The organism is Enterobacter sp. E14S (assembly GCF_055666685.1).
On sequence record NZ_JBVODQ010000001.1, the window covers coordinates 865,545 to 890,000 of the forward strand.

Sequence of the window (24,456 nt, forward strand, 5' to 3'; positions counted from 1 at the left end):
GACAGCGATTTTCGACAATAGCGTCATACAATCAGGAGGTGGATGATGCGTGATTTCCATAAAGGCGTCTGGCAAATGAGCCTGGCGATGTTAATTTCCGGCTCTATCGGTGCGTTTGTTTTACTCAGCGGTCTGCCGGTGACGGAAGTGGTGTTCTGGCGCTGTCTTATCGGGGCAATAGCGCTTTTTATTTTTATCCGGGTGAGTCAAAAGCCCTTTAGTCCCCTCACCCGCACCACGCTGCTGCTGGCCATTCTCGGCGGCGTAGCGCTCGTGGGGAACTGGCTGCTGCTCTTCGCAGCCTATGAGCGGATCTCCATTGGTCTTTCTACCGTGGTCTATAACACCCAGCCGTTTATGCTGGTCTTAATGGGGATGTTTTTAGGTGAGCGCGTTAGCCTGGTGAAATGGGGCTGGCTGTTCCTCGCCTTCGGTGGCGTGGTGATCTTGCTCTCCAGCGAGCTGACCGGCGCGCACGGCAGTGAATGGCTCGCCGGAATCGGCCTGGCGATGGCCGCGGCTTTCTTCTATGCGGTCACGGCCATTATCGCCCGCAAGCTCAGATCCGTTGCGCCGCAGCATATTGCCTTTATTCAGGTGCTGACGGGCGTCGTGATGCTTTTGCCGTTTGCCAGCATGCCGTCATTTTCCGGTGATTTTCCCTGGCCGATCCTGCTGATGCTGGGCATCGTCCATACAGGCATTATGTACCAGCTGCTCTACAGCGCGATCCAGAAGTTGCCTACGCCCATTACCGGCTCCCTGTCGTTTATCTATCCAGTGGTGGCGATCGTTGTCGATAATCTGGTGTTTGGACACTCGCTGAACCTGACGCAGCTGGCGGGTGGCGCGCTGATCCTGTTTGCTGCCGCGGGCAATAACCTGGGCTGGGGCGAAAAAAAACCCCGCGAGTGCGGGGTTGGTATCAAAACGGCGAATTAGCGACGGGCGCGCACAATCTGGTATTTGCGCGTCAGGTACTCCACCGGCGCGCTCCAGATATGCACCAGACGAGAGAACGGGAACAGCACAAACAGCGTCATCCCCAGTACCAGGTGAACGCGGAAGATAAACGCTACGCCGTCCAGGTGCGCGGAGGCTCCGCCGTGGAAGGTCACCACGGACTGCGCCCAGCCGACCAGCTTCATCATTTCGCTGCCGTCCATATGCTGCGCCGAGAACGGAATGGTCAGCAGGCCCAGCGCGCACTGCACCATCAGCAGGGAGAGGATCAGAATATCCGCTGCGGTCGTGGTCGCACGCACGCGCGGGCTGAACAGACGACGTTTCAGCAGCAGCAGGCCACCCACCAGAGTCATCACGCCGCAGGCACCGCCGGCGATCATCGCCATCTTCTGCTTCACCTCGATCGGTAGCCACGCTTCATACATCCAGTGCGGCGTCAGCATCCCGAGGAAGTGACCGGCAAAAATCCCCAGAATACCGATATGGAACAGGTTAGAGCCCACATGCATCCCTTTACGATCCAGCATCTGGCTGGATGCAGCACGCCAGGTGTACTGGCCGTAGTCGTAACGCAGCCAGCTTCCCACCAGGAACACGGTGCCCGCGATATACGGGTAAATGTCAAAGAAGAACATATTCAGGAAGTGCATTAGTGCCGTCCTCCGTTAGAGATATTCAAATATTGCGGGGCAACCGCGCCGGCAAAACGACGCTGATGAGCGGAGATTTCAGACTCGCCGCAGTTCTGGTCAGCAAAGAATTTCACCTGCTCTTCTTCCCAGACTGCATCCAGCGCTTGTGGGGTATCGTCGCGGGCTTCATCCGCGATTTTCTCCGCCACTTTTTCACTGTCGACCGCGGCGTTGGCCAGCTTCACCAGCAGATCGAACAGCACCGCATAGCGGCTCTCCCGCTGCTGAAGACGCGCACCGAGCAGCGCCAGGATCGGCGCGATATCCTGCAGACCGCCCAGCGCCTCTTCTTTCGGCAGCTGCGCCAGGTACTCCAGATACAGCGGCAGATGATCCGGCAGCTCGCGGCTGTCGAGCTGCAGGCCGTGCTGTTCGTACTGGGCCATCAGGTCCACCATCGCCTGACCGCGGTCACGGGACTCACCGTGAACGTGTTCAAACAGCAGCAGCGAGGTCGCACGCCCCCGGTCAAACAGCTGGCTGTAGTCCGACTGGGCATCCAGAAGGTCGCGCGCCAGCAGATCGCGGAGGAAAACGCCAAGCCGCTGGGCATCGTCTTTATCCAGGTTTTCAGATGACGCGAGTGCATCAAAGAGTTCCTGCTGATGCTGCGCAAGCGCAGCATCAGGGTACTCGAGCAGACGCGAAACAATGACGAGTTCAATCATTGGTGCGGCTCCGTTTTGCTGGTTACATCCATGGCATCGATGCGGCGGCTGTTAAACAGGTTGAATTTGCTGTCTGACCCGTGGCAACCGTCGCCAAAGGTAAAGCCACAGCCATTTTTTTCCGGGAAGGCTTCACGCGCCAGCTCGCGGTGGCTGCTCGGCACCACGAAACGGTCTTCGTAGTTGGCAATCGCCAGATAGCGGTACATCTCCTGCGCCTGCGCTTCGGTCAGACCGACCTCATCCAGCGCGCGGGTATCGATCACACCGTCTACGGTTTCCGCACGTTTGAAGTGACGCATCGCCAGCATACGCTTCAGCGCGAGCAGAACCGGCTGGGTATCCCCAGCGGTCAACAGGTTCGCCAGGTACTGAACCGGAATACGCAGGCTTTCCACGTCCGGCAGGATGCCGTTGCTGCCCAGTTCGCCCGCGTCAGCGGCAGACTGAATCGGCGACAGCGGCGGCACGTACCAGACCATCGGCAGGGTGCGGTATTCCGGATGCAGCGGCAGGGCCAGCTTCCAGTCCATCGCCATTTTGTACACCGGTGACTGCTGCGCCGCGTCAATCACGCTCTGCGGCACGCCGTCTTTCAGCGCCTGCTCAATCACCTTCGGATCGTTCGGATCGAGGAACACGTCCAGCTGACGCTGATACAGATCTTTCTCGTGCTCGGTGCTGGCGGCATTTTCAATCGCATCCGCGTCATACAGCAGCACGCCGAGGTAGCGAATACGGCCTACGCAGCTTTCTGAGCAGACGGTCGGCATTCCGGCTTCGATACGCGGATAGCAGAAGATGCACTTCTCAGATTTACCGCTCTTCCAGTTGAAGTAGATTTTTTTGTACGGGCAGCCGGTGATGCACATACGCCAGCCGCGGCACTTGTCCTGGTCGATCAGCACGATGCCATCTTCTTCACGCTTGTAGATGGCGCCGCTTGGGCAGGTCGCCACGCACGCCGGGTTAAGGCAGTGCTCGCACAGGCGCGGCAGATACATCATGAAGGTATTTTCGAACTGGCCGTACATCGCCTTCTGCATGTTCTCGAAGTTCTGGTCTTTGGCGCGTTTCTCGAACTCGCCGCCCAGAATCTCCTCCCAGTTTGGACCGCTGGTGATTTTGTCCATGCGCTGACCGGTGATCAGCGAGCGAGGACGGGCGATCGGCTGGTGCTTGCTTTCCGGCGCGTTGTGCAGGTTCTGGTAGTCGTAGTCAAACGGCTCGTAGTAATCGTCGATGCCCGGCAGGTGCGGGTTAGCGAATATTTTTCCCAGCAACATCGCACGGTTACCCATGCGCGGCTGCAGCTTGCCGTTGATTTTACGGATCCAGCCGCCCTTCCACTTCTCCTGGTTTTCCCAGTCGGTCGGGAAGCCGGTGCCCGGCTTGCTTTCCACGTTGTTGAACCAGGCGTACTCCATACCTTCACGGCTGGTCCAGACGTTTTTACAGGTGACTGAGCAGGTATGACAGCCGATGCATTTATCCAGATTCAGCACCATGCCGACTTGTGAACGAATTTTCATTTTACGCTCTCCTGTACCTGGTCATTACCTTCGCCGTCTAACCAGTTAATATTCTTCATCTTACGTACCACCACGAACTCATCGCGGTTCGATCCTACGGTGCCGTAGTAGTTAAAGCCGTAGGCCAGCTGCGCATAGCCACCGATCATGTGGGTCGGCTTCGGCGTAATGCGGGTCACGGAGTTGTGGATCCCGCCGCGCTGCTCGGTAATTTCTGACCCCGGCAGGTTAACGATACGTTCCTGCGCGTGGTACATCATGGTCATCCCGGCCGGTACGCGCTGACTCACCACCGCACGCGCCGTCAGGGCACCGTTGCTGTTGAACACTTCTATCCAGTCGTTATCTTCGATACCCAGATCTTTGGCGTCCGTTTCGCTCATCCAGACAATCGGACCGCCGCGAGACAGGGTCAGCATCAGCAGGTTGTCGCTGTAGGTGGAGTGAATGCCCCACTTCTGGTGCGGCGTCAGGAAGTTCAGCGCCTTCTCAGGGTTACCGTTCGATTTCGCGCCCATCACCGCTTTCACGGAGCGGGTGTCGATTGGCGGACGGTAGACCAGCAGGCTTTCACCGAAGTCGCGCATCCACTGGTGATCCTGATACAGCGACTGACGGCCTGACAGGGTGCGCCATGGGATCAGCTCGTGAACGTTGGTGTAGCCCGCGTTATAGGACACGTGCTCATCTTCCAGACCAGACCAGGTCGGGCTGGAGATAATCTTGCGCGGCTGCGCCTGAATATCGCGGAAGCGGATTTTCTCTTCCTCTTTATTCGTCGCCAGGTGCGTATGGTCGCGGCCGGTGAACTCGCTCAGCGCCGCCCAGGCTTTGACGGCAACGTGGCCGTTGGTTTCCGGGGCCAGGGTCAGGATCATCTCTGCCGCATCAATCGCCGTGTTCAGCATAGGCTGGCCTTTCGCCGGGCCGTCCGCTTTGGTGTAGTTGAGCTTGCGCAGCAGATCCATTTCGCTCTGGGTGTTCCAGGCGATCCCCTTCCCGCCGTTACCGATTTTTTCCATCAGCGGGCCGATAGAGGTAAAGCGCTCGTAGGTTGCCGGATAGTCGCGTTCAACCGGAATAATGTGCGGCGCGGTTACGCCCGGGATCAGGTCGCATTCACCTTTTTTCCAGTCCTTCACGTCCAGCGGCTGCGCCAGTTCGGCGGCCGAGTCGTGCTGGATTGGCAGCGTCACCACGTCGGTCTCTTTGCCGAGGTGCCCTACGCAGACTTCGGAGAATTTCTTCGCGATGTCTTTGTAGATATCCCAGTCGCTTTTCGATTCCCACGCCGGGTCAACGGCCGCAGACAGCGGATGAATAAACGGATGCATATCCGAGGTATTCATGTCGTCTTTTTCGTACCAGGTCGCGGTTGGCAGCACGATGTCGGAGTACAGGCAGGTGCTGGACAGACGGAAGTCGAGCGTCACCACCAGATCCAGCTTGCCGTCGAGGCCGTTATCTTTCCACTCGACCTCTTCCGGCTTCACGCCGCCCTGCTTGCCGAGATCTTTCCCCTGGATACCGTTTTCGGTACCGAGCAGGTATTTCAGCATGTACTCGTGGCCTTTACCGGACGAGCCCAGCAGGTTGGAGCGCCAGATGAACAGGTTGCGCGGATGGTTTTTACCGTTCTCCGGCTGTTCAGCCGCGAAGCGGATTGAGCCATCCTTCAGGGACTTCACGGTATAATCCACCGGAGACATGCCCGCCTGCTTCGCCGCTTCCGCAATGCGCAGCGGGTTAGTGCCCAGCTGCGGCGCCGACGGTAGCCAGCCCATGCGTTCCGCACGCACGTTGAAGTCAATCAGGTGGCCGCTGTAGCGGGATTTATCCGCCATCGGCGACAGCAGCTCCTGCGCGGTGACCGTTTCGTAGCGCCACTGGCTGGAGTGATTATAGAAGTAGGAGGTGCTGTTCATATGGCGTGCCGGACGCTGCCAGTCGAGGGCAAACGCCAGCGGCTGCCAGCCGGTCTGCGGACGCAGTTTTTCCTGGCCGACGTAGTGCGCCCAGCCGCCGCCGCTCTGACCGACGCAGCCGCAGAAGATCAGCATGTTGATCAGACCGCGATAGTTCATATCGAGGTGATACCAGTGGTTCAGACCCGCGCCGACGATGATCATCGAACGACCGTGCGTTTTGTCCGCGTTTTCTGCAAACTCACGTGCGATACGGGTAATGTGCGCGCGTGGCACGCCGGTAATCTGTTCCGCCCAGGCCGGGGTGTAGGCCTTCACGTCGTCATAGCCGGTTGCGCAGTTTTCATCGTCCAGTCCGCGCTCCAGACCGTAGTTCGCCATGGTCAGGTCATAAACGGTGGTGACCAGCGCGGTAGAGCCGTCGGCCAGCTGCAGGCGCTTAACCGGCAGTTTGTGCATCAGAACGTTTTTCAGTTCAACCTTGTTGAAGTGCTCTGAACCTTCACCGCCGAAGTACGGGAACCCGACCTCGGCGATCTCGTCCTGGCTACCCAGCATGCTCAGGCGCAGCTCCGTCTCTTCGCCGGTGGTGCCGTTGCGTTGCTCAAGGTTCCACTTGCCCTTCTCGCCCCAGCGGAAGCCGATAGAGCCGTTTGGCGCCACCAGCTCGCCGTTGCTGTTATACGCAACGGTTTTCCACTCAGGGTTGTTTTCCTGGCCCAGCGAATCCACCAGATCGGCGGCGCGCAGCGTGCGGCCCGCGGCATAGTAGCCATCACGCTCTTCCAGCATGACCAGCATCGGCATGTCGGTGTAGCGGCGAACGTAGTCGGTGAAGTACTGGCTTGGCTTATCAAGATGGAATTCACGCAGCATGACGTGGCCCATCGCCATCGCCATCGCGGCGTCGGTACCCTGTTTCGGCGCCAGCCACAGATCGCAAAGCTTGGCGATTTCCGCGTAGTCAGGGGTCACCGCCACGGTTTTGGTGCCTTTGTAACGGACTTCGGTAAAGAAGTGCGCGTCCGGCGTACGCGTCTGAGGAACGTTAGAGCCCCAGGCGATGATGTAGCTGGAGTTGTACCAGTCCGCGGATTCCGGCACGTCGGTCTGCTCGCCCCAGGTCTGCGGAGACGCAGGCGGCAGGTCGCAGTACCAGTCGTAGAAGCTCAGGCAGGTTCCGCCGATCAGCGACAGATAGCGCGCCCCGGAGGCGTAAGAGACCATCGACATCGCCGGGATAGGCGAGAAGCCCGCCACGCGATCCGGGCCGTAGGTTTTGACGGTGTAGACGTTGGAGGCGGCAATCAGCTCGTTCACTTCTTTCCATGAGGAGCGAACGAAACCACCGCGACCGCGAGCCTGCTTGAAGCTTTTTGCTTTGTCCGCGTCTTCGATGATGGATGCCCAGGCATCCACCGGATCGCTGTGCTGTACTTTTGCTTCACGCCACATTTTCATCAGGCGCTTGCGCATCAGCGGGTATTTCAGACGGTTAGCGCTGTAGAGATACCAGGAGTAGCTGGCACCGCGCGGGCAGCCGCGCGGTTCGTGGTTTGGCATATCCGGGCGGGTGCGCGGATAGTCGGTCTGCTGCATTTCCCAGGTCACCAGACCATTTTTAACGAAAATCTTCCAGCTGCATGAACCGGTACAGTTCACGCCGTGGGTCGAACGGACGACTTTGTCATGCTGCCAGCGCTGACGGTAACCGTCTTCCCAGTCCCGGTTGGTATCCAGAACCTGGCCGTGCCCATCGGCAAAAGTTTCACCCTTCTGTTTGAAGTAGCGAAACCGGTCCAAAAATTTGCTCATCGGGTATCTCCTGTGTGGAGCCTGTGGCTCTCTAAATCGACATTGCTGATTTGCAGCGAAGGTAACGCCCTGAAAGAGGGGGAGAATTGATAACGATCAAGACGAGGAGGGACTTTCCGGGGAGGGATTACACCAAATACCACCAAAGCGGTATCTTCAAGAATTTCATATCATAATGAAATATAGAGTTATTTTTATTTTATCGTACAAAAAGTCAGTCAACATTTAATATCTCAGGTATTAAGGGGTAGACCCACCTGCAAAGCGATGGCGATCACAGTGTCACCGCAGGCGTCTGCCGTAAAAGCCGTAAGTATGTTGTAACTATTATTCAGGCTAAAAAAAACGCGGCCCGAAGGCCGCGTAAACGGATAATCACACTTACTTATTTTTCTTGGTATTTCGGCCATACACCAGCCACGTAATCACAACGCAGGCGATATAGAAGACGAGGAAGACTTTCATGGCACCAGCCGGTGAGCCGGTCAGGTCCAGAGAGATACCGAACGCTTTCGGGATAAAGAAGCCGCCAATCGCGCCGATGGCAGAGATAAAGCCCAGCGCCGCAGCCGTATCCGTCGCCGCTTCGCGCATCGCCTGCTCTTCGCTCCCGCCCTGCGCCTTCACGCGATCCATCGTCAGCTTACGGAAGATCACGGAGATCATCTGGAAGGTAGACGCGCTCCCCAGCCCGGCCGTCAGGAACAGCACCATAAACACGCCGAAGAAGGCGATGAAGTTACCGCCCTGCCCGTCGACGGGCAGCGTCAGGAACAGCAGCGCGCAGAAGACCGCCATCACGACGAAGTTCACCAGCGTAACGCGGGTACCGCCGAGACGGTCAGAGACCATGCCGCCCAGCGAACGCGCCAGGGCACCGATAAACGGTCCGAAGAAGGCAAAGTGCAGGATCTGAATCTCCGGGAACTGCGTTTTCGACAGCATCGCGAAGCCCGCAGAGAAGCCGATAAACGAACCGAAGGTGGCCAGATACAGCAGCGCCATCACCCAGAGGTGTCCACGCTTCAGCACCGGCAGCTGTTCGCTCAGCGACGCCTTCGACGCGGACAGGTCATTCATAAAGAACCAGGCTGCGAGGGTGAAGACCACCAGGAAAGGCACCCAGATCCAGGCGGCGTTCTGCAGATAGAGGGAAGAACCATCCGCCTGCTCAACGCCACCGCCGCCAAAGGCCGCAAAAATGGAGACCGAGATCGCCAGCGGGGCAATGAGCTGCATCACGCTGACGCCCATGTTGCCCAGACCGCCGTTAATGCCCAGCGCGCCGCCCTGCTTTGCTTTCGGGAAGAAGAAGCTGATGTTCGCCATGCTGGAGGCGAAGTTCGCACCCGCAAAACCGCACAGCAGGGAGATAATCACGAATACGCTGAACGGCGTAGAGGTATCCTGCACCGCGAAGCCGAGCCAGACGCAGGGGACGATCATGATACCCGTACTGAACGCCGTCCAGCGACGACCGCCAAACACCGGCACCATAAACGCGTAAGGCACACGCAGCAGCGCGCCTGACAGCGACGGCAGCGCGGTCAGCATGAACAGCTGATCGGTCGTAAACGTAAAACCCACTTTCGGCAGATTTACCGCCACCGCGCTAAACAACATCCATACGCAAAACGCTAATAACAAACACGGCACGGAAATCCACAGATTCCGGCTTGCTACACGATGGCCGCGCTGTTGCCAGAACGCCGGATCCTCTGGACGCCAGTCTGTAATAACGGCACCATTTTCCCTTTCGGGAGCGGATGAGTGACTCATAGACACCTCTGATTCTCGAATGATGCTGCAAACATTAGGGTTTTAGGGCGGCGGTAAGTTGATATAAATCAAAGGAAAAGTGGGAGGATTTGCGGCGTAAAATAAGGCCTCACCCTTAGTGAGTAGGCTAATTCGGTAAAAAAGACATGGTTTTTCACGGCACTGACGGTTCCAGACTACCCCCACCTCCTTCCCCCTACTCCGTTGGCAATTTAGGGGTAATCCTTTATTGGTATGGGTATACTCCAGGGTATGCACCAGAATAGCGCCATTCCTGCAAGCAGGCCACGTCAGGAGCACGCCACCTCTATGTTAAAAAGATGTTTATCTCCGCTGACGCTCGTGAATCAGCTCGCTCTGATTGTTTTGCTGTCCACCGCCATCGGCGTGACCGGCATGGCGATCTCCGGCTGGCTGGTACAGGGAGTACAGGGTAATGCGCATGCCATCAACGAGGCAGGCTCGCTACGCATGCAGAGTTATCGCCTGCTGGCGTCGGTTCCCCTGACGCAGGACGATCGGCCCCTGATTGATGAAATGGAGCGCACGGTCTTCAGCCCCGAACTGGAAAACGCCGCCATCCGCGCCGGTCAGCAATATCAGCTCAAAGCCCTTCAGGGCTACTGGCACACCCAGCTGGAGCCCGGGCTGAAACAGGCGCGCAGCACCGTAACCGTTGCGCAGGACGTGGCGGGGTTCGTCTCCCGCATTGATGCGCTGGTCTCCTCTTTCGACCAAACCACCGAATTACGCATCGACCGGGTGGTGATGGTGCACCGCGCCATGGCGCTGTTTATGGGGCTATTGCTGATCTTCACCATCGTCTGGCTCCGCGCGCGGTTGCTGAACCCGTGGAAACAGCTGCTGGCAATGGCCCGCGCGGTGACCGCACGCGATTTTACCCAGCGCACGCACATCAGCGGGCGCAACGAGATGGCCATGCTCGGCCAGGCGCTCAACACCATGTCGGCGGAACTCTCCGAGAGCTACGCGGTGCTGGAACAGCGCGTTCAGGAAAAAACGGCCGGACTGGAGCAGAAAAACGAGATCCTCTCCTTCCTGTGGCAGGCCAACCGTCGTCTGCACATGCAGGTGCCGCTATGCGAACGCCTCTCGCCGGTGCTGAATGGCCTGCAAAATCTGACCCTGCTTCACGACCTTGAACTGCGCGTCTACGACGTGGAAGACGAAGATAACCATCAGGAATTTACCTGTCAGTCGGATATGTCCTGCGATGACAAAGGCTGCCATCTTTGCCCTCGCGGCCTGCCGCCGCTGACGTCCGGCGGCACCACCCTGAAGTGGCGCCTGACCGACAGCCACACCCAGTACGGTATTCTGCTGGCAACGCTGCCAGCCGGGCGTCACCTGAGCCACGACCAGCAGCAGCTGGTCGATACGCTGGTCGAACAGCTAACGGCCACACTGGCGCTCGACAGGCATCAGGAAAAGCAGCAGCAGCTGATCGTCATGGAAGAGCGCGCGACCATCGCCCGCGAGCTTCACGACTCTATCGCCCAGTCGCTCTCCTGTATGAAAATGCAGGTGAGCTGCCTGCAGATGCAGGATGCGGAGATGCCCGAAAGCAACAAGCAGCTCCTCAGCCAGATCCGCAACGAGCTGAACACCTCCTGGATACAGCTTCGCGAGCTGCTGACCACCTTCCGTCTGCAGCTGACCGAGCCGGGCCTGCGTCCGGCGCTGGAGGCCAGCTGTCACGAATTTAGCGCCCGGCTGGGGTTCCCGGTGAAGCTGGACTACCAGCTGCCGCCGCGGTTTGTCCCCTCCCATCAGGCCATACATGTACTGCAGATCGCCCGTGAAGCGCTGAGCAACGTGCTTAAGCATTCCGGCGCGACGGCGGTAACGGTCACCGTCAGCCAGCACAGCAATCAGGTGAAGCTCACGGTTCGCGACAACGGCCGCGGCGTGCCGGAAAATGCCGAACGCACTAACCACTATGGTTTAATTATTATGCGAGACCGCGCCCAAAGCCTGCGCGGTGATTGCCAGGTTCGCCGGAGAGAGACGGGTGGCACGGAAGTCGTGGTCACCTTTATTCCCGAGAAACCGCTTACAACTGCTCAAGGAGAAACCCATGACTAATCAGGAACCGGCATCCATCCTGTTGATCGACGACCATCCGATGCTGCGTACTGGCGTGAAACAGCTGGTCAGCATGGCGCCCGATATCACCGTGGTTGGCGAAGCCAGCAACGGTGAACAGGGCATTGAGCTTGCCGAAACCCTCGATCCCGATCTGATCCTGCTCGATCTGAATATGCCCGGCATGAACGGTCTGGAAACTCTCGACAAGCTGCGGGAAAAATCGCTTTCCGGGCGCATCGTCGTCTTTAGCGTGTCGAACCATGAAGAGGATGTAGTCACGGCGCTGAAGCGCGGGGCGGATGGTTATCTGCTCAAGGATATGGAGCCGGAAGACTTGCTTAAGGCGCTGCAGCAGGCCGCGGCGGGCGAGATGGTTCTCAGCGAAGCCTTAACGCCGGTGCTGGCCGCCAGCCTGCGCGCCAATCGCGCGACCTCTGACCGTGACGTCAGCCAGTTAACCCCGCGCGAGCGCGATATTCTTAAACTCATTGCCCAGGGGCTGCCGAACAAAATGATCGCCCGCCGTCTGGACATCACCGAAAGCACGGTCAAAGTGCACGTGAAGCATATGCTGAAGAAAATGAAGTTAAAATCCCGCGTTGAAGCCGCGGTGTGGGTGCATCAGGAACGCATTTTTTAAGGATTACTCCTCCGGCAGAAGCTTCCAGCGCGGGTCGTTGTCCGGCAATGCGACCAGCGGCTGCACGACGGTCAGCACGATCTCATTGGACGAGACGCGCTGGCCTTTCTCATCTTCAACTACCGCCGACAGGTGCCAGCGGTTTGTCGCCCCTTCACTGTCATCCCAGGCAGGCATAATCACACTCCAGCCGTCGCTGCTGTTGCTTTTGGCCGGCGACGTCAGGCTCAGCGCCTGCGTATCCCCCTGCCAGTGGATCTCACGAATGCCGTTCGCGCTGCGAACCTGAAGCTTCAGCATAACGGTCTCGCCCCCTTTCAGATCCCACGGCGGCGTCGCCAGCCAGACGGACAGCGTTTTACGCTGGCGGAACTCCATCACCGGCAGGCTATTGCGCTCCGGCGAGTCGTAGCGGCTTCCGCGCAGGGAACGCGTGGCGGCGACTTCACCGGCGGAAAGCTGCTTCACCAGCGGCACGCCAAAGCGATAGTTGAGCTTCAGCCCAAGGTTATTCTGGCTCGCGCCACTTTCGCCCTGCTTGTGCGCGGCGGTCAGGGTGACCAGCGGAACGGGGGTATAGTTAAGCCCCAGATTCACCGCCACCGGATTGTGATAGCCCGTTCCGCTATTGAAGAGATCGACGTTATCGCCAAAGTATTGCTCGAAGCTCACGCTGGTATTGAGATGATGGAACCACGGCAGCCAGGCTTTAGCGGTGACATCATATCCGCGCGCCATACGCTGCTCCTGGACGTCGGAGCGATCGCGCCAGCCGGCGAAGGGCTGATAATAGTTGGCTGACAGGCGCAGATTTTCCCCCCACGCTTCCGCGCCCAGCCCGGCACGCTGCAGGTTTTCGTCCAGCAGGTTATCGTAAAACGTGTTGTAACCCAGCAGCCATTTCCCGGCGACCCAGCGCTGGCCGATTCCGGCGTTACTGACCAGGCCATCCGTCTGCTGGGTCAGGCCAAGCTGGCTCCAGCTCAGGTAACGGTTGTTATCGTTCCAGGGGATAAACCAGCTCCCGCTGCTGCCGTTAAATTTGCCATCGTTATCCACCAGTAGGTTCACGCTGGCGTTCCCCCAGGGCGAAAGCCAGGACTCAATCTGCTGGTTCACTTCGCCGCTCACCGCGTCGCGCACCTGGCCAAACGCAAACTGACGCGCCTGCTCGCCCGTTGTCAGGCCGTTGTCGGTCATGCTGGCTTCACCGAAGGCTTTCGCCATTTCGGCCAGGTGTTTTTCCCCCTCGCCCGTTGGTGCCGCCATGCCGAGGTCGGGCAAACTATCCCCGTTATTATCAAAGGGATTTTGCGCCTGCTGCATAAAGGAATTCGGCGCACCGTGAACGGCTCCGACCGTAACAAGGGAGAGTAAAAACAGCAAACGAATGCGGGACGATACAGCCATCAACGTCGTAAATAAGAACCTGTGTTTATGAATAAACTCCTATTATGTTAACGCGATAAGCCCTGAAATGCAGTTCTGGCGGACATTTCAGGATTATCCTGAAACAGCCCTTTCAGCTCCGGCACGCAGGAGCCACAGTTCGTACCACAGCGCAGCGTCGCCCCCAGAGCGGTGACGGAATCACACCCGCCGACGATCGCCTCCCGTATCGCATTCTCCCCGACGCTGAAACAGCTGCAGATGATGCGTCCCGGATCCGCCGCCTCCCCGACGCTCTGCCCGTTCAACAAGGCGTGGCGTTCTGCGAGAAGCACGGGTGGGGATTGAAAAGCGGCTTCAATCACCGCATGCGCCAGCGCCGGTAACGCGGTGCCCTCCCAGAAGCCCAGCATCAGCTGGCCTTCATGCCAGGCCAGTACGCTGCTGCGTTCGCCGGTTTGCGCAACCTGCAGCTGCCAGCCCCGGTCGCTCGCGTATTCCATTACCCACGACAGCAGCGGTTTATCGCCCGCCACCGTCAGGCGTGAGGCTTTACGCCACCAGTAAGCCGAAGAGGGCATTTCCGGCCATTCCCGGGCATAGAGTTCCCCCTGCCAGACGGGCTGCCAGGGCAGGATCCTGACGGCGGTTTGTTTACTCTCCGGCTGGCCCGAAACCGGATCGCAGCGCCCTTCCACCAGCGCATTCACCTTTCCCTGGCGGGCAAACCCGGCGTTCCAGTGCATCGGGGCAAACGCCTCGCCTTCCCGTATCCCGTCGCTGATGCGCACTCTTGCCACCATCACGCCGCGCGGCGAGCTGATGCGCGCCAGCTGACCGTCGCACAGGGAAAAGCGAACGGCGTCTGCGGGGCAAATCTCAACAAACGGTTCGGCGATATGCTGCATCAGCCTCGGCACGTATCCCGTTCGGGTCATGGTATGCCACTGATCGCGGATGCGCCCCGAGTTGAGAGTCAGCGGGTATAACGCGCTGACCGTCGCGCCGTGCGACAGAGGGTTAACGGGAACGATGTTTCGGCGCGGAAAACTCCCCGTCGGCCACTGATAAGGCTCAAGCTGATCCCACTCCTCACGGGTTAGCGCAGCCAGTTCATGAAGATTCAATGCCCGCGCGCCGTCATTTTCAAAGGCCGTCAGCGCCGCATGTTCGCAAAAAATCTCGTGCGGATGTTGCCAGGCAAAGGCCTCGCCGTAGCCCAGCCGTTTCGCCATCTGCGCGACGATCCACCAGTCCGGCTTCGCCTCGCCCGGCGCGGGCAGAAACGCGCGCTGGCGCGAAATGCGGCGTTCCGAGTTTGTCACCGTCCCGTCCTTCTCTCCCCAGCCCAGCGCCGGAAAACGGATATGGGCGAACCGGCTGGTATCGGTATCCTTCATCACCTCAGAAACCATCACCAGCGGGCAGCTCGCCAGCGCCTGACACACCGCGTGGCTGTCCGGCAGCGACACGGCAGGGTTGGTGCCCATGATCCACACCGCCTTCACCTCGCCGCGGGCAATGGCGTCAAACAGCTCCACCGCCATCAGGCCCGGGGTTTGCGCCAGCCGTTCCGTTCCCCAGAAACGCGCCACCCGCGAGAGATCGTCCGGCTCAAAGTTCATGTGCGCCGCCAGCTGGTTAGCCAGCCCGCCCACTTCCCTTCCCCCCATCGCGTTTGGCTGTCCGGTCAGCGAAAACGGGCCGCAGCCCGGACGGTTGAACTTCCCGCTGGCAAGATGAACGTTAATGATGGCGTTACACTTGTCGCTGCCGCTGGTGGACTGGTTGATCCCCATGGTGTAGAGCGTGATGGCCCGGGGCGCCGTCATAAACCAGTCGTAAAAGGTGCCTATATCCTGCGGCGAGAGGCCGCAAAACGCCGCCACGCGCTCAACGGGCCACTCATCCGTTCCCTGAATCACATTAAGCAGACCGACAAACAGCCCGGCGTCGCTGCCGGGGGCGAGCGCCAGATGCAGGTCAGCAATATCACAGGTGGCGGTTCTGCGGGGATCGATTACCACCACCTTGATCCGCGGGTTGTCGTGCTTCGCCTGCACCAGCCGCTGATAGAGCACCGGATGCGTCCAGGCCGCGTTCGAGCCAGCCAGCACCACCAGATCGCTGTTTTCCACATCCTCGTAGCCGCACGGCACCACGTCTTCGCCAAAGGCGCGCTTGTAGCCCACCACAGCCGAGGACATGCAGAGCCGGGAGTTGGTATCGATGTTTGCCGCGCCGATAAACCCTTTCATCAGCTTGTTGGCGGCATAGTAATCCTCGGTCAACAGCTGGCCGGAGGCGTAAAACGCCACCGCCTGCGGCCCCCATTTATCGATAATCTCCCGCAGGCGCTCCCCTGCCGCGTTCAGCGCCTGCGCCCAGTCCACCTCAAGGCCGTCAACGACCGGGCGCAAAAGCCGCCCCTGTAAGCCCGTCGTTTCCCCCAGGGCCGATCCTTTCACGCACAGGCGGCCCAGGTTCGCAGGATGGGTTTCATCTCCCCGAACGCTGACCGCTTCACCTTGCACGCGGACGATCACGCCGCAGCCCACCCCGCAGTAGGGGCACGTTGTCCGGGTTTCCGTCATGAGGCCTCCGCACGCATTACCAGGGCGTCGCTGCCAACCCACACCTTGCCGTTTTCAATTTTCACCGGCCAGGCGCGCACCGCGGGTTCGCCGTTCTCTACCTGACAGCCGTCGCGCAGGCGAATGCGCTGCTTGTAGAGCGGTGAAATCACCACCGGCTCGCCCGCCGCATCGCCAAGAATGCCGCGTGAAAGCACGTTCGCATCGCCGCCCGGCTCCCGATCGTCGAGGGCGTAAACGGTTTTACCAAAGCGGAAGAGCGCAATCGGCTTACGTCCAAGCCGCGCGCCGATGCCCGCCTGCTCGGGGATATCGTCGATGCCGCAAATTTCCTGCCAGCGCTTGCTTTCATCCGGCGCAGTCTCGTTCACCGTCGTGCGGAACAGCGCCAGGCGGCTGGGATCGCTGAGCGTGGTTTGCCATTCGCACTGGTAGGCTTCCACCACCCGGGCCATCTCCTGCTCCAGCTCGTGGGCGATGCCGAGGCTGTCGGTGATGATCACCTCCCGCAGATAGTCGAGGCCGCCTTCCAGGTTGTCCATCCAGGTGCTGGTGCGCTGCAGGCGATCCGCCGTGCGGATGTAAAACATCAGGAAACGGTCGACGGTGCGGATCAGCGTTTCGTCGTCCAGATCGCTGGCGAAGAGATCCGCATGGCGCGGCTTCATCCCGCCGTTGCCGCACAGGTAAAGGTTCCAGCCCTTATCGGTGGCAATCACCCCCACGTCTTTGCTCTGCGCCTCGGCGCACTCGCGGGTGCAGCCGGAAACCGCCATTTTGATTTTGTGCGGCGCGCGCAGGCCCTTGTAGCGGTGCTCCAGCCGGACCGCGAGGCCGGTGGAATCCTGCACGCCGTAGCGGCACCAGGTTGACCCGACGCAGGATTTCACCGTGCGCAGGGATTTCCCGTAGGCGTGTCCGGTTTCAAACCCGGCTTCAACCAGCGCCTGCCAGATCGCCGGCAGCTGTTCCAGAGTGGCGCCGAAGAGGTCGATACGCTGTCCGCCGGTGATTTTGCTGTACAGGCTGTAGCGTTTCGCAATCTGCCCGATGGCGATCAGCCCGTCGGCGGTCACTTCCCCTGCGGGCATGCGCGGCACGATGGAGTAGGTACCGTCCTTCTGGATGTTGGCGAAGTAGCGGTCGTTGGTATCCTGCAGCGGCAGGTGCGCCGGTTTCAGCAGATACTCGTTCCAGCAGGAGGCGAGCACCGATCCCACCAGCGGCTTGCAGATCTCGCATCCGTGCCCCTGTCCGTAGCGGCTGATAAGCTGGTCAAAGGTGCGGATATGGTTGACGCGCACGAGGTGGTAAATCTCCTGGCGCGAGTACGGGAAGTGCTCGCAGATGTCCTTTTTCACCTCCACGCCCTGCTCCGCCAGCTGGAACTCCATCACCTGCTTCACCAGCGCGCTACATCCGCCGCAGCCGGTCGCCGCTTTGGTGCACTGCTTAACGGCGCCGATATCCGCCGCGCCCGCGCTCACCGCCCGGCAAATATCGCCTTTACTGACGTTATGACACGAACAGATCTGCGCGCTTTCCGGCAGCGCCGCCACGCCGAGCGCTTTTGGCGCGCTGCCTGACGACGCGGGTAAAATGAGCGTTTCCGGCTCTTTCGGCAGGCTGATGCCGTTAAGCATCATCTGCACCAGCGTGGCGTATTCGCTGGCATCGCCCACCAGCACGCCGCCGAGCAGCGTTTTACCGTCGTGGCTGACCACGATTTTCTTGTAGATTTGCTGCGGGCCGTGCGTCCACTGGTAGCTCAGCGCCCCCGGGGTGCGCCCGTGGGCGTCGCCGAACGAGGCCACGTCCACGCCGAGCAGCTTGAGCTTAGTGCTCATATCCGCGCCGGTGAAGGTTTTATCCTCCTCCGCCAGCGCGGCGGCGGCCACCCGCGCCATCTGATAGCCGGGCGCGACCAGTCCGAAGATTTTCCCCTCCCACAGGGCGCATTCGCCGATGGCCAGCACGTCCGGATCGGAGGTGTGACAGCCGTCGTCAATGCAGATCCCGCCGCGTTCGCCGACAGCCAGCCCGCTGCTGCGCGCCAGCGCGTCCTGGGGACGAATGCCCGCCGAAAAGACCACCATGTCCGTTTCCAGCTGTTCGCCATCGGCAAAGCGCAGCACCAGCCCGCCGTCCGCGGTGGCGATCTCCGTCGTGGCTTTACTGGTGTGAACGCCGACCCCTAACGCCTCGATTTTCTTGCGCAGCATCGCCGCGCCGTCGTTGTCGAGCTGGACCGCCATCAGGTTGGGTGCAAACTCCACCACGTGGGTTTCCAGCCCGAGCTGCTTCAGGGCATTCGCCGCCTCCAGTCCGAGCAGGCCGCCGCCAATCACCACTCCGCGGCGCGAGCCCGCCGCATGTGCAGCAATGTTGTCCAGGTCGTCAAGGGTGCGGTAGACAAAACAGCCCGGCAAATCGTTGCCCGGCACGGGCGGAACGAACGGGTATGAGCCGGTCGCCAGCACCAGCTTGTCCCAGTGGGTCTCATGCCCGCTGGCGGTACGCACCACGCGCGCGTCGCGGTCGATAGCGACGATCTGCTGCGACAGGCGCAGCTCAATGCCGCTGTCGGCAAAGAAATCCCCCTCCACCAGCGAGAGCGACGCCGCGCTGCGGCCGCCAAAATATTCCGACAAATGCACGCGGTCGTAGGCGGCATAGCGCTCCTCGCCAAAGACAACGATCTGATACTGCTGATGCAGATTGCGCTTAACGCAGTCTTCGAGGAAATGATGGCCGACCATACCGTGCCCAACCACCACCAGAGTAGGTTTTGTCATAGCATTCTGTCCTGCAACCTGCGGTTGCGTAGTGAAACGATCGAACAGCCAGTCCGCGTGGGCGGGCGCAGCCGTTGCCAGTAAATCGGTAAACGTTGCCGCGCTGCGGCAGTCGCCCATCAGCAGCGCGCCAGCCAGCGCCCCCTGATGGATCAATAAACGACGATAGTGACGGGTCAGCGGATCCCATGCGCTCCAGACCACGTCGCCCTCCTGCTCCGCCGCACGGCCGAGGCTGAACAGCTCCACGCCCGTCACCTTGAGGCGCATCCCGCTGTCGGTCAGGGTAAACGGCGCGGTAGCGTCCCCGGCCAGCCGCGCGGCCAGGATTTCCGCCTGCGCCAGGCAGGGGGCGACCAGGCCAAACGTCTGCCCGTCAATTTCGCAACACTCGCCGATGGCGTAGACGTTCGGTTCGGAGGTTTGCATCTGGTGATCCACCACGATGCCGCGCGCGCAGCGAATGCCGCTGGCCTGCGCCAGCGCAACGCTGGGCCGCACGCCGGTCGCCAGCACCACGCGCGCGGCGGCGACGCTGCGCCCGTTGAGCAGCGTCACGCTACTGCCGTTAATGGCCGCGATGCCTGAGGAAAGCTCACAGCGCACGCCCCGCGCCGCCAGCGCCTCTTCCAGCAGCATTCCCGCCTGCTGGTCAAGCTGCTGCTCCATCAGCCACGGACCGCGATGAACAAGCGTGACGTTGTCACCTGAGCGCGCCAGCGCTGCCGCCGTCTCAACCCCGAGCACGCCGCCGCCCAGCACCACCGCCGGACCGGCGATCGTCCGAATGGCCCGCGTATCCTCCAGGGTGCGGAACGTGAAGACATGCGGCGCATCGCAGCCGGGGATTGGCGGAATAAAGGGCGTTGATCCGGTAGCAAACACCAGCGCATCCCAGCCCAGCGTGCGGGCGGTGGTTTGCACTTCCCGCGCGTCCACATTCACGGCGATCGCCTTTTCGCCCCGCAGCACCGTCACGCCGCGCGACTGGTACCAGTCGTCATCCTGAAGGCAGATGTCTGCAGCCTGCTTTTCACCGCCCAGGACCGGCGAAAGCTGGATGCGGTTATAGGCATGCTCCGGCTCGTCACCGATGACGGTGATAGCGAAAAGACCGGCAGCACGCCCGGTGAGCGCGGCAATCAGCCGCGTGGCCGCCATGCCATTTCCGATAATGACCAGTCGCATCAGAGCCCCCTCGTTACGCCGCTTTCGGCTGCTTTTCATAGAGGAAATGGAGGATCTGCTGGCGCATGTGGTGATAGCGGCTGTCGTCGGCCAGCTGCACCCGGTTGCGCGGGCGCGGCAGGTCCACGCGCAGGATCTCCCCGACGGTGGCCGCCGGGCCGTTGGTCATCATCAGCACGCGATCGGAGAGCAGCACCGCCTCGTCCACGTCGTGGGTAATGAGCACGATGGTGGTGTTCAGCGCCTGCTGGATCTGCATCACCGAGTCCTGCAGATGCGCGCGCGTCAGCGCATCGAGGGCGCCAAAGGGTTCATCCATCAGCAGGACTTTCGGCTTCATCGCCAGCGCGCGGGCAATGCCGACGCGCTGCTTCATGCCGCCGGAGATCTCCCCCGGGCGCTTGTGCAGGGCGTGCCCCATCTGCACGCGGTCGAGGTTATGCTCAATCCACTCCCTGCGCTCCGCCTTGCTCATGCTGTGGCGAAACACGTGATCGACCGCCAGGGCCACGTTGTCGAAGCAGGTGAGCCACGGCAGCAGCGAATGGTTCTGGAAGACCACCGCACGTTCCGGACCCGGCCCGGCGATTTCGCGGTTGTCGCAAATTAGCCCGCCTTCCGTCGGCAGGGTAATACCGGCGATGAGATTCAGCAGCGTCGATTTGCCGCAGCCGGAGTGCCCGATCAGGCTGACGGTTTCGCCCTCGTGGATATCAAAAGAGACGTTCTGCAGCGCCAGAAACTCGCCGCTGGTGGTGGAAAAACGCTGGCTCACGGCCTGGACCTGAATTAATGGTTTCATATTCGCTCCTTATTTTTCCTGCCAGCTAAAGCGACGGGCGATCAGCATCAGCCCCTGCTCCAGCAGCAGCCCGACCACGCCAATGATGACGATGGCGATGAGAATGTTTTCGACGTTGAGGTTGTTCCACTCGTTCCAGATCCAGAAGCCGATCCCTAAACCTCCGGTGAGCATCTCGGCGGCGACGATCACTAGCCAGGCGATGCCGATGGAGAGACGCACCCCGGTCAGCACCGCGGGCAGCACCGCCGGAAAGAGAATGCGGCGCATGATGGTCCACTCGGAAAGCTGCAGCACCCGGGCCACGTTGAGGTAGTCCTGCGGAATGCGGCGTACGCCTTCGGCGGTGTTGATCACCATCGGCCAGATGGAGCAGATAAAAATGGTCCAGCTTGACGCGGGCTCCGCTTTCTGGAACAGCAGCAGGCCGATGGGCAGCCAGGCCAGCGGGCTAACCGGGCGTAACAGCGCGATCAGCGGGCCGAACATGCGAGAGAAAAAGGTGAAGCGTCCAATCAGGAAGCCGAGCGGGATCCCGGCGAACGCGGCCAGACCAAAGCCCACCGCCACGCGCTGTAATGAGGCGAGCACGTTCCAGCCGATGCCCATATCGTTAGGCCCGTCGCGATAAAACGGATCGGCAAACAGGGTGATGGCGGAATCGAGCGTGCTGAGCGGCGTCGGGAAACCTTTGCTGTTAATCGCCGCCAGCTGCCAGAGCACCACCAGCAGTCCCAGACCGAGAAACGCCGGGATGATGCGCTGGAGGATCGCGTTAATCCGACGCGCAAGCGTCGGCGTACGGCGGCGAACGTGCACCGGAGGCAGGACAATCACCTCCCCACTCTCCGGCGTCTCGTGTGAATTCGTCTTTTGCAGATGCTGCATAATCAGGCCCCTTTACGGTGAATGGCGAAACGGCTGGCGTATCCTTCCGGGTCGGTACCGTTCCAGACGGTGCCGTCCATCAATGTGCTGCTGCGTAATGGTGAAGTCGGTGTGCTGATGCCCCCCACCGCCGCGGCGGCATCCTGCCAGACCGCGGTCTGGTTAATGCGCTGCGCGATGCCCGCGTAGTCCGGCGCGGATTTGAGCAAGCCCCAGCGGCGGAACTGGGTTAAGAACCACATGCCGTCGGAGAGATACGGGTAGCTGACGGCCCCCTCGTTGAAGAAGCGGATCGGGTGCGCGTCCTGCCAGCGCTGGCCCAGGCCGTTGTCGTACTCGCCGAGCATGCGTCCGGTGAGATACTGTTCTTTGCAGTTGAGCCACGCCCGGCGGGAGAGGATCTGCGCGGTCTCGCGTTTGTTTTCCGGGGAGGCTTCGATCCAGCGCGCCGCCTCCAGTACCGCGCTCACCAGCGCCCGCGCGGTGTGCGGGTTTTTCTCCACCCAGTCGCGGCGCGTACCGAGGATTTTTTCCGGATGATCGGCCCAGATAGACTGCGACGTGGCGGCGGTAAAACCGATGCGGTCGTTGATGGCACGGGCGTTCCACGGCTCGCCGACGCAAAAGCCGACCATGTTGCCAATGCGCATGTTCATCACCATCTGCGGCGGCGGCACCACCACCGTGCGCACGTCGTCAAAGGGGTTAATGCCCGCGCTGGCCAGCCAGTAGTACAGCCACATGGCGTGCGTCCCGGTCGGGAAGGTGTGCGCGAAGGTGTAGGTGCCGGGCGCCTGCTGCCCAATGAGCTTTTTCAGCCCGGCAAGGTCTCGTACGCCCTTCTCCGCCAGATCGCTGGAGAGCGTGATGGCCTGACCGTTCTGGTTGAGGGTCATCAGGTTAGCCATCTGCTGCGGCTTGCCGGCGATGCCCAGCTCCAGGCCGTACAGCAGGCCGTAGAGAATGTGCGCGGCGTCGAGCTCGCCCGCCACCAGCTTGTCGCGCACCGCCGCCCAGCTCGCCTCTTTGGTGGGCACGATGGTAATACCGTATTTTTTATCAAATCCTTTCAGCGCCGCGATAACCACCGGGGCGCAGTCGGTCAGCGGGATAAACCCGATGCGCACCGTTTCCTGCTCCGGTTTATCCGAGCCTGCCGCCCATGCGGCCTGCAAGACACCCGGTAACAGCATTGCGCCACTCGCCAGCACGCTGGCCTGCAAAAAACGCCGTCTCGACAAATCCGCCATGACCACTCCTGAAAAAAACCAAAAAAAGCGCCCACGATGCCGAAGCACCAGTGGACGCCTTTATCCCGAAGACGCATGCGCCGCCGTTGGCACACCGTCAAAAATGGTTAATCCGATAATGCAAAGTGAATGCCAGGTTTTAACCCGCTGTTTCCGGGGCGCTAACCGAATTCCCCTTGCCTCTACGCACCTTAATCAGGCACAAAATGCCCGCTGATCGTGCAGCTACTCCTTTGGTGTTACCTGCCATAAATTCTTCACCATCAGCAGCGCGCGGGCGATATCCACCATCCTTTGGTTCTTGTCCATCGCCATTTTGCGCAGCGCCGTCCAGGCCTGTTCCTCACTCATATTCTGATGGGTCATCAGCACGCTTTTCGCTTTATCAATGACTTTGCGCTCTTCAAGCGTATCGCGCAGCGATGCAAGCTGGCGCGAGAGCTGTTCTATTTCGCGCGCCTGCTGGCGCACCAGGGTGAGCAACGGTTTTTCCGGATACTGTATCAGCGGATCGTCCTGCTCATCGGCGGGAGGCACGTACTCATCGTTACGGTAAATACGCTCGTCCACCGCCGTCATCAGATCGGCGATGAGCGTCTCCTCCAGCGAACGCAGATGCTCGAGGCGCGCGGTTTGCAGAGCAAACCAGGCCAGAGCGGTAAGGCCATCATCCGCGGCAGGCTGGCGGGTACAGGCTACGCGCCGGAGTTGCTCCGTTTCACGATCGGGCTGGCAGTGCAGGGAAAAGGTGGTCTGGACGTCAGCGGAGCTGTGCGAGAGAAAGATCTCAAAGCATGCCTGCTGTCCGTCAATGCGGTCAACCAGCCTCTGGCGAGTCACATCATCGAAAAAGCCCTGCGTGAAGCCAATCGCCCCCAGCGCCCGTTCCTGTCCCGCCAGCTCTTTCCCCTGCATCAGGCTATAAAGGGCAACAAAACGCCCGGCGATTTGCGGATCGTCAATGCTGTCATTGAGCTGCGGCACGATACTGAGCAGATGGCGAAGCATGCGGGAGTAGTGTTCCATCGCCTGCGGTGCCGTTACCGTTTGCTGAATAACACCGTCGCGCAGCGCGGGAAGCATATCAAGGCTCAGGAGCGCACCGCCGATGCGTTCACAGACCGTACTTCCCGGGATCGGCGACTGTTTTTCAAGAATGTCATAAAGTGCAGCGAGGTTTTCATCCACCAGCGCCCGGCTGGCTTTGCATTCGGGGGCGTAGAGCTTACCCTGTGAGCAGAGCCAGACGTTGGACGCCCCACGCTCGCACTGTAACATATGCACAAGTTGGCTAATGCCGTGCACAAGCACGCCAAGCTGTGCCAGCTTGCTGAGCTGCTCCCGGCGCATCATCCTTGCGCGCTCGAGCCATTCGGCAGCGCCTGGCGAAATGCCAGCCGTTAATGTCATGCTTACTCTCCAGA

The 24,456-nt window shown here is 60.4% G+C and carries 15 protein-coding genes; 3 read left to right on the top strand and 12 right to left on the bottom strand.

The window, feature by feature from the left end:
- The first annotated feature begins 45 nt into the window (after positions 1 to 45).
- Entirely contained in the window at positions 46 to 942 is an 897-nt protein-coding gene (locus ACZ6J2_RS04185) for a DMT family transporter (protein ID WP_471725071.1), read from the top strand.
- Here the strand turns inward: ACZ6J2_RS04185 and narI are convergent.
- From narI to ACZ6J2_RS04210, 5 genes are all read right to left on the bottom strand, one after another.
- On the bottom strand, positions 939 to 1,616 hold the full coding sequence (gene narI, locus ACZ6J2_RS04190) for a respiratory nitrate reductase subunit gamma (RefSeq protein WP_023312107.1): 678 nt from the start codon (positions 1,614 to 1,616) through the stop codon (positions 939 to 941). The genes ACZ6J2_RS04185 and narI overlap by 4 nt on opposite strands.
- Positions 1,616 to 2,326, bottom strand: coding sequence for a nitrate reductase molybdenum cofactor assembly chaperone (gene narJ, locus ACZ6J2_RS04195; RefSeq protein ID WP_039263578.1), 711 nt, complete (start codon positions 2,324 to 2,326; stop codon positions 1,616 to 1,618). The genes narI and narJ overlap by 1 nt, the downstream gene beginning before the upstream one ends.
- Positions 2,323 to 3,858 carry a nitrate reductase subunit beta gene (gene narH / locus ACZ6J2_RS04200; protein ID WP_471724886.1) on the bottom strand — a complete coding sequence of 512 codons (1,536 nt, stop codon included), beginning with the start codon at positions 3,856 to 3,858 and terminating at the stop codon, positions 2,323 to 2,325. Before narH ends, narJ begins: the two co-directional genes overlap by 4 nt.
- Positions 3,855 to 7,598 (bottom strand): nitrate reductase subunit alpha, encoded by a 3,744-nt coding sequence (locus tag ACZ6J2_RS04205; protein WP_471724888.1) that lies wholly within the window; start codon positions 7,596 to 7,598, stop codon positions 3,855 to 3,857. Before ACZ6J2_RS04205 ends, narH begins: the two co-directional genes overlap by 4 nt.
- 381 nt (positions 7,599 to 7,979) lie before the next feature.
- Positions 7,980 to 9,377: a NarK family nitrate/nitrite MFS transporter gene (locus ACZ6J2_RS04210; protein ID WP_033145765.1), complete on the bottom strand. Its 1,398-nt coding sequence runs from the start codon at positions 9,375 to 9,377 to the stop codon at positions 7,980 to 7,982.
- Between the two features lie 309 nt (positions 9,378 to 9,686).
- On the opposite strand from ACZ6J2_RS04210, the gene narX reads away from it, so the two are divergent.
- Together narX and narL are read left to right on the top strand one after the other, a co-directional pair.
- The gene (gene narX, locus ACZ6J2_RS04215; protein WP_471724890.1) at positions 9,687 to 11,483 is read left to right on the top strand and encodes a nitrate/nitrite two-component system sensor histidine kinase NarX; all 1,797 of its coding nucleotides are present in this window, start codon (positions 9,687 to 9,689) and stop codon (positions 11,481 to 11,483) included.
- Positions 11,476 to 12,126 (top strand): two-component system response regulator NarL, encoded by a 651-nt coding sequence (gene narL / locus ACZ6J2_RS04220; protein ID WP_471724892.1) that lies wholly within the window; start codon positions 11,476 to 11,478, stop codon positions 12,124 to 12,126. Before narX ends, narL begins: the two co-directional genes overlap by 8 nt.
- Positions 12,127 to 12,129: 3 nt before the next feature.
- Here the strand turns inward: narL and ACZ6J2_RS04225 are convergent, their stop codons facing one another.
- The 7 genes from ACZ6J2_RS04225 to nasR form a co-directional block, all read right to left on the bottom strand.
- Positions 12,130 to 13,536, bottom strand: coding sequence for a YchO/YchP family invasin (locus ACZ6J2_RS04225; RefSeq protein ID WP_471724893.1), 1,407 nt, complete (start codon positions 13,534 to 13,536; stop codon positions 12,130 to 12,132).
- Between the two features lie 47 nt (positions 13,537 to 13,583).
- A complete protein-coding gene (locus tag ACZ6J2_RS04230; protein ID WP_471724894.1) occupies positions 13,584 to 16,109 on the bottom strand; it encodes a nitrate reductase in 2,526 nt (841 codons plus the stop codon).
- Positions 16,106 to 20,092, bottom strand: a complete 3,987-nt coding sequence (gene nirB, locus ACZ6J2_RS04235; protein WP_471724895.1) for a nitrite reductase large subunit NirB — start codon at positions 20,090 to 20,092, stop codon at positions 16,106 to 16,108. Before nirB ends, ACZ6J2_RS04230 begins: the two co-directional genes overlap by 4 nt.
- 13 nt (positions 20,093 to 20,105) lie before the next feature.
- On the bottom strand, positions 20,106 to 20,894 hold the full coding sequence (locus ACZ6J2_RS04240; protein WP_471724896.1) for an ABC transporter ATP-binding protein: 789 nt from the start codon (positions 20,892 to 20,894) through the stop codon (positions 20,106 to 20,108).
- Between the two features lie 9 nt (positions 20,895 to 20,903).
- On the bottom strand, positions 20,904 to 21,782 hold the full coding sequence (gene ntrB, locus ACZ6J2_RS04245) for a nitrate ABC transporter permease (RefSeq protein WP_471724897.1): 879 nt from the start codon (positions 21,780 to 21,782) through the stop codon (positions 20,904 to 20,906).
- A 2-nt stretch (positions 21,783 to 21,784) separates the two neighbouring features.
- Positions 21,785 to 23,032: a CmpA/NrtA family ABC transporter substrate-binding protein gene (locus tag ACZ6J2_RS04250; protein ID WP_471724898.1), complete on the bottom strand. Its 1,248-nt coding sequence runs from the start codon at positions 23,030 to 23,032 to the stop codon at positions 21,785 to 21,787.
- A 225-nt stretch (positions 23,033 to 23,257) separates the two neighbouring features.
- Complete coding sequence (gene nasR / locus ACZ6J2_RS04255) at positions 23,258 to 24,442, bottom strand: nitrate regulatory protein NasR (protein WP_471724899.1); 1,185 nt, start codon at positions 24,440 to 24,442, stop codon at positions 23,258 to 23,260.
- Between the last annotated feature and the right edge of the window lie 14 nt (positions 24,443 to 24,456).

Bases quoted from the DNA above. Each gene is read 5' to 3' on its own strand.
- ACZ6J2_RS04185 (WP_471725071.1), top strand. From the start codon at position 46: ATGCGTGATTTCCATAAAGGCGTCTGGCAAATGAGCCTGGCGATGTTA.
- narI (WP_023312107.1), bottom strand. From the start codon at position 1,616: ATGCACTTCCTGAATATGTTCTTCTTTGACATTTACCCGTATATCGCG.
- narJ (WP_039263578.1), bottom strand. From the start codon at position 2,326: ATGATTGAACTCGTCATTGTTTCGCGTCTGCTCGAGTACCCTGATGCT.
- narH (WP_471724886.1), bottom strand. From the start codon at position 3,858: ATGAAAATTCGTTCACAAGTCGGCATGGTGCTGAATCTGGATAAATGC.
- ACZ6J2_RS04205 (WP_471724888.1), bottom strand. From the start codon at position 7,598: ATGAGCAAATTTTTGGACCGGTTTCGCTACTTCAAACAGAAGGGTGAA.
- ACZ6J2_RS04210 (WP_033145765.1), bottom strand. From the start codon at position 9,377: ATGAGTCACTCATCCGCTCCCGAAAGGGAAAATGGTGCCGTTATTACA.
- narX (WP_471724890.1), top strand. From the start codon at position 9,687: ATGTTAAAAAGATGTTTATCTCCGCTGACGCTCGTGAATCAGCTCGCT.
- narL (WP_471724892.1), top strand. From the start codon at position 11,476: ATGACTAATCAGGAACCGGCATCCATCCTGTTGATCGACGACCATCCG.
- ACZ6J2_RS04225 (WP_471724893.1), bottom strand. From the start codon at position 13,536: ATGGCTGTATCGTCCCGCATTCGTTTGCTGTTTTTACTCTCCCTTGTT.
- ACZ6J2_RS04230 (WP_471724894.1), bottom strand. From the start codon at position 16,109: ATGACGGAAACCCGGACAACGTGCCCCTACTGCGGGGTGGGCTGCGGC.
- nirB (WP_471724895.1), bottom strand. From the start codon at position 20,092: ATGCGACTGGTCATTATCGGAAATGGCATGGCGGCCACGCGGCTGATT.
- ACZ6J2_RS04240 (WP_471724896.1), bottom strand. From the start codon at position 20,894: ATGAAACCATTAATTCAGGTCCAGGCCGTGAGCCAGCGTTTTTCCACC.
- ntrB (WP_471724897.1), bottom strand. From the start codon at position 21,782: ATGCAGCATCTGCAAAAGACGAATTCACACGAGACGCCGGAGAGTGGG.
- ACZ6J2_RS04250 (WP_471724898.1), bottom strand. From the start codon at position 23,032: ATGGCGGATTTGTCGAGACGGCGTTTTTTGCAGGCCAGCGTGCTGGCG.
- nasR (WP_471724899.1), bottom strand. From the start codon at position 24,442: ATGACATTAACGGCTGGCATTTCGCCAGGCGCTGCCGAATGGCTCGAG.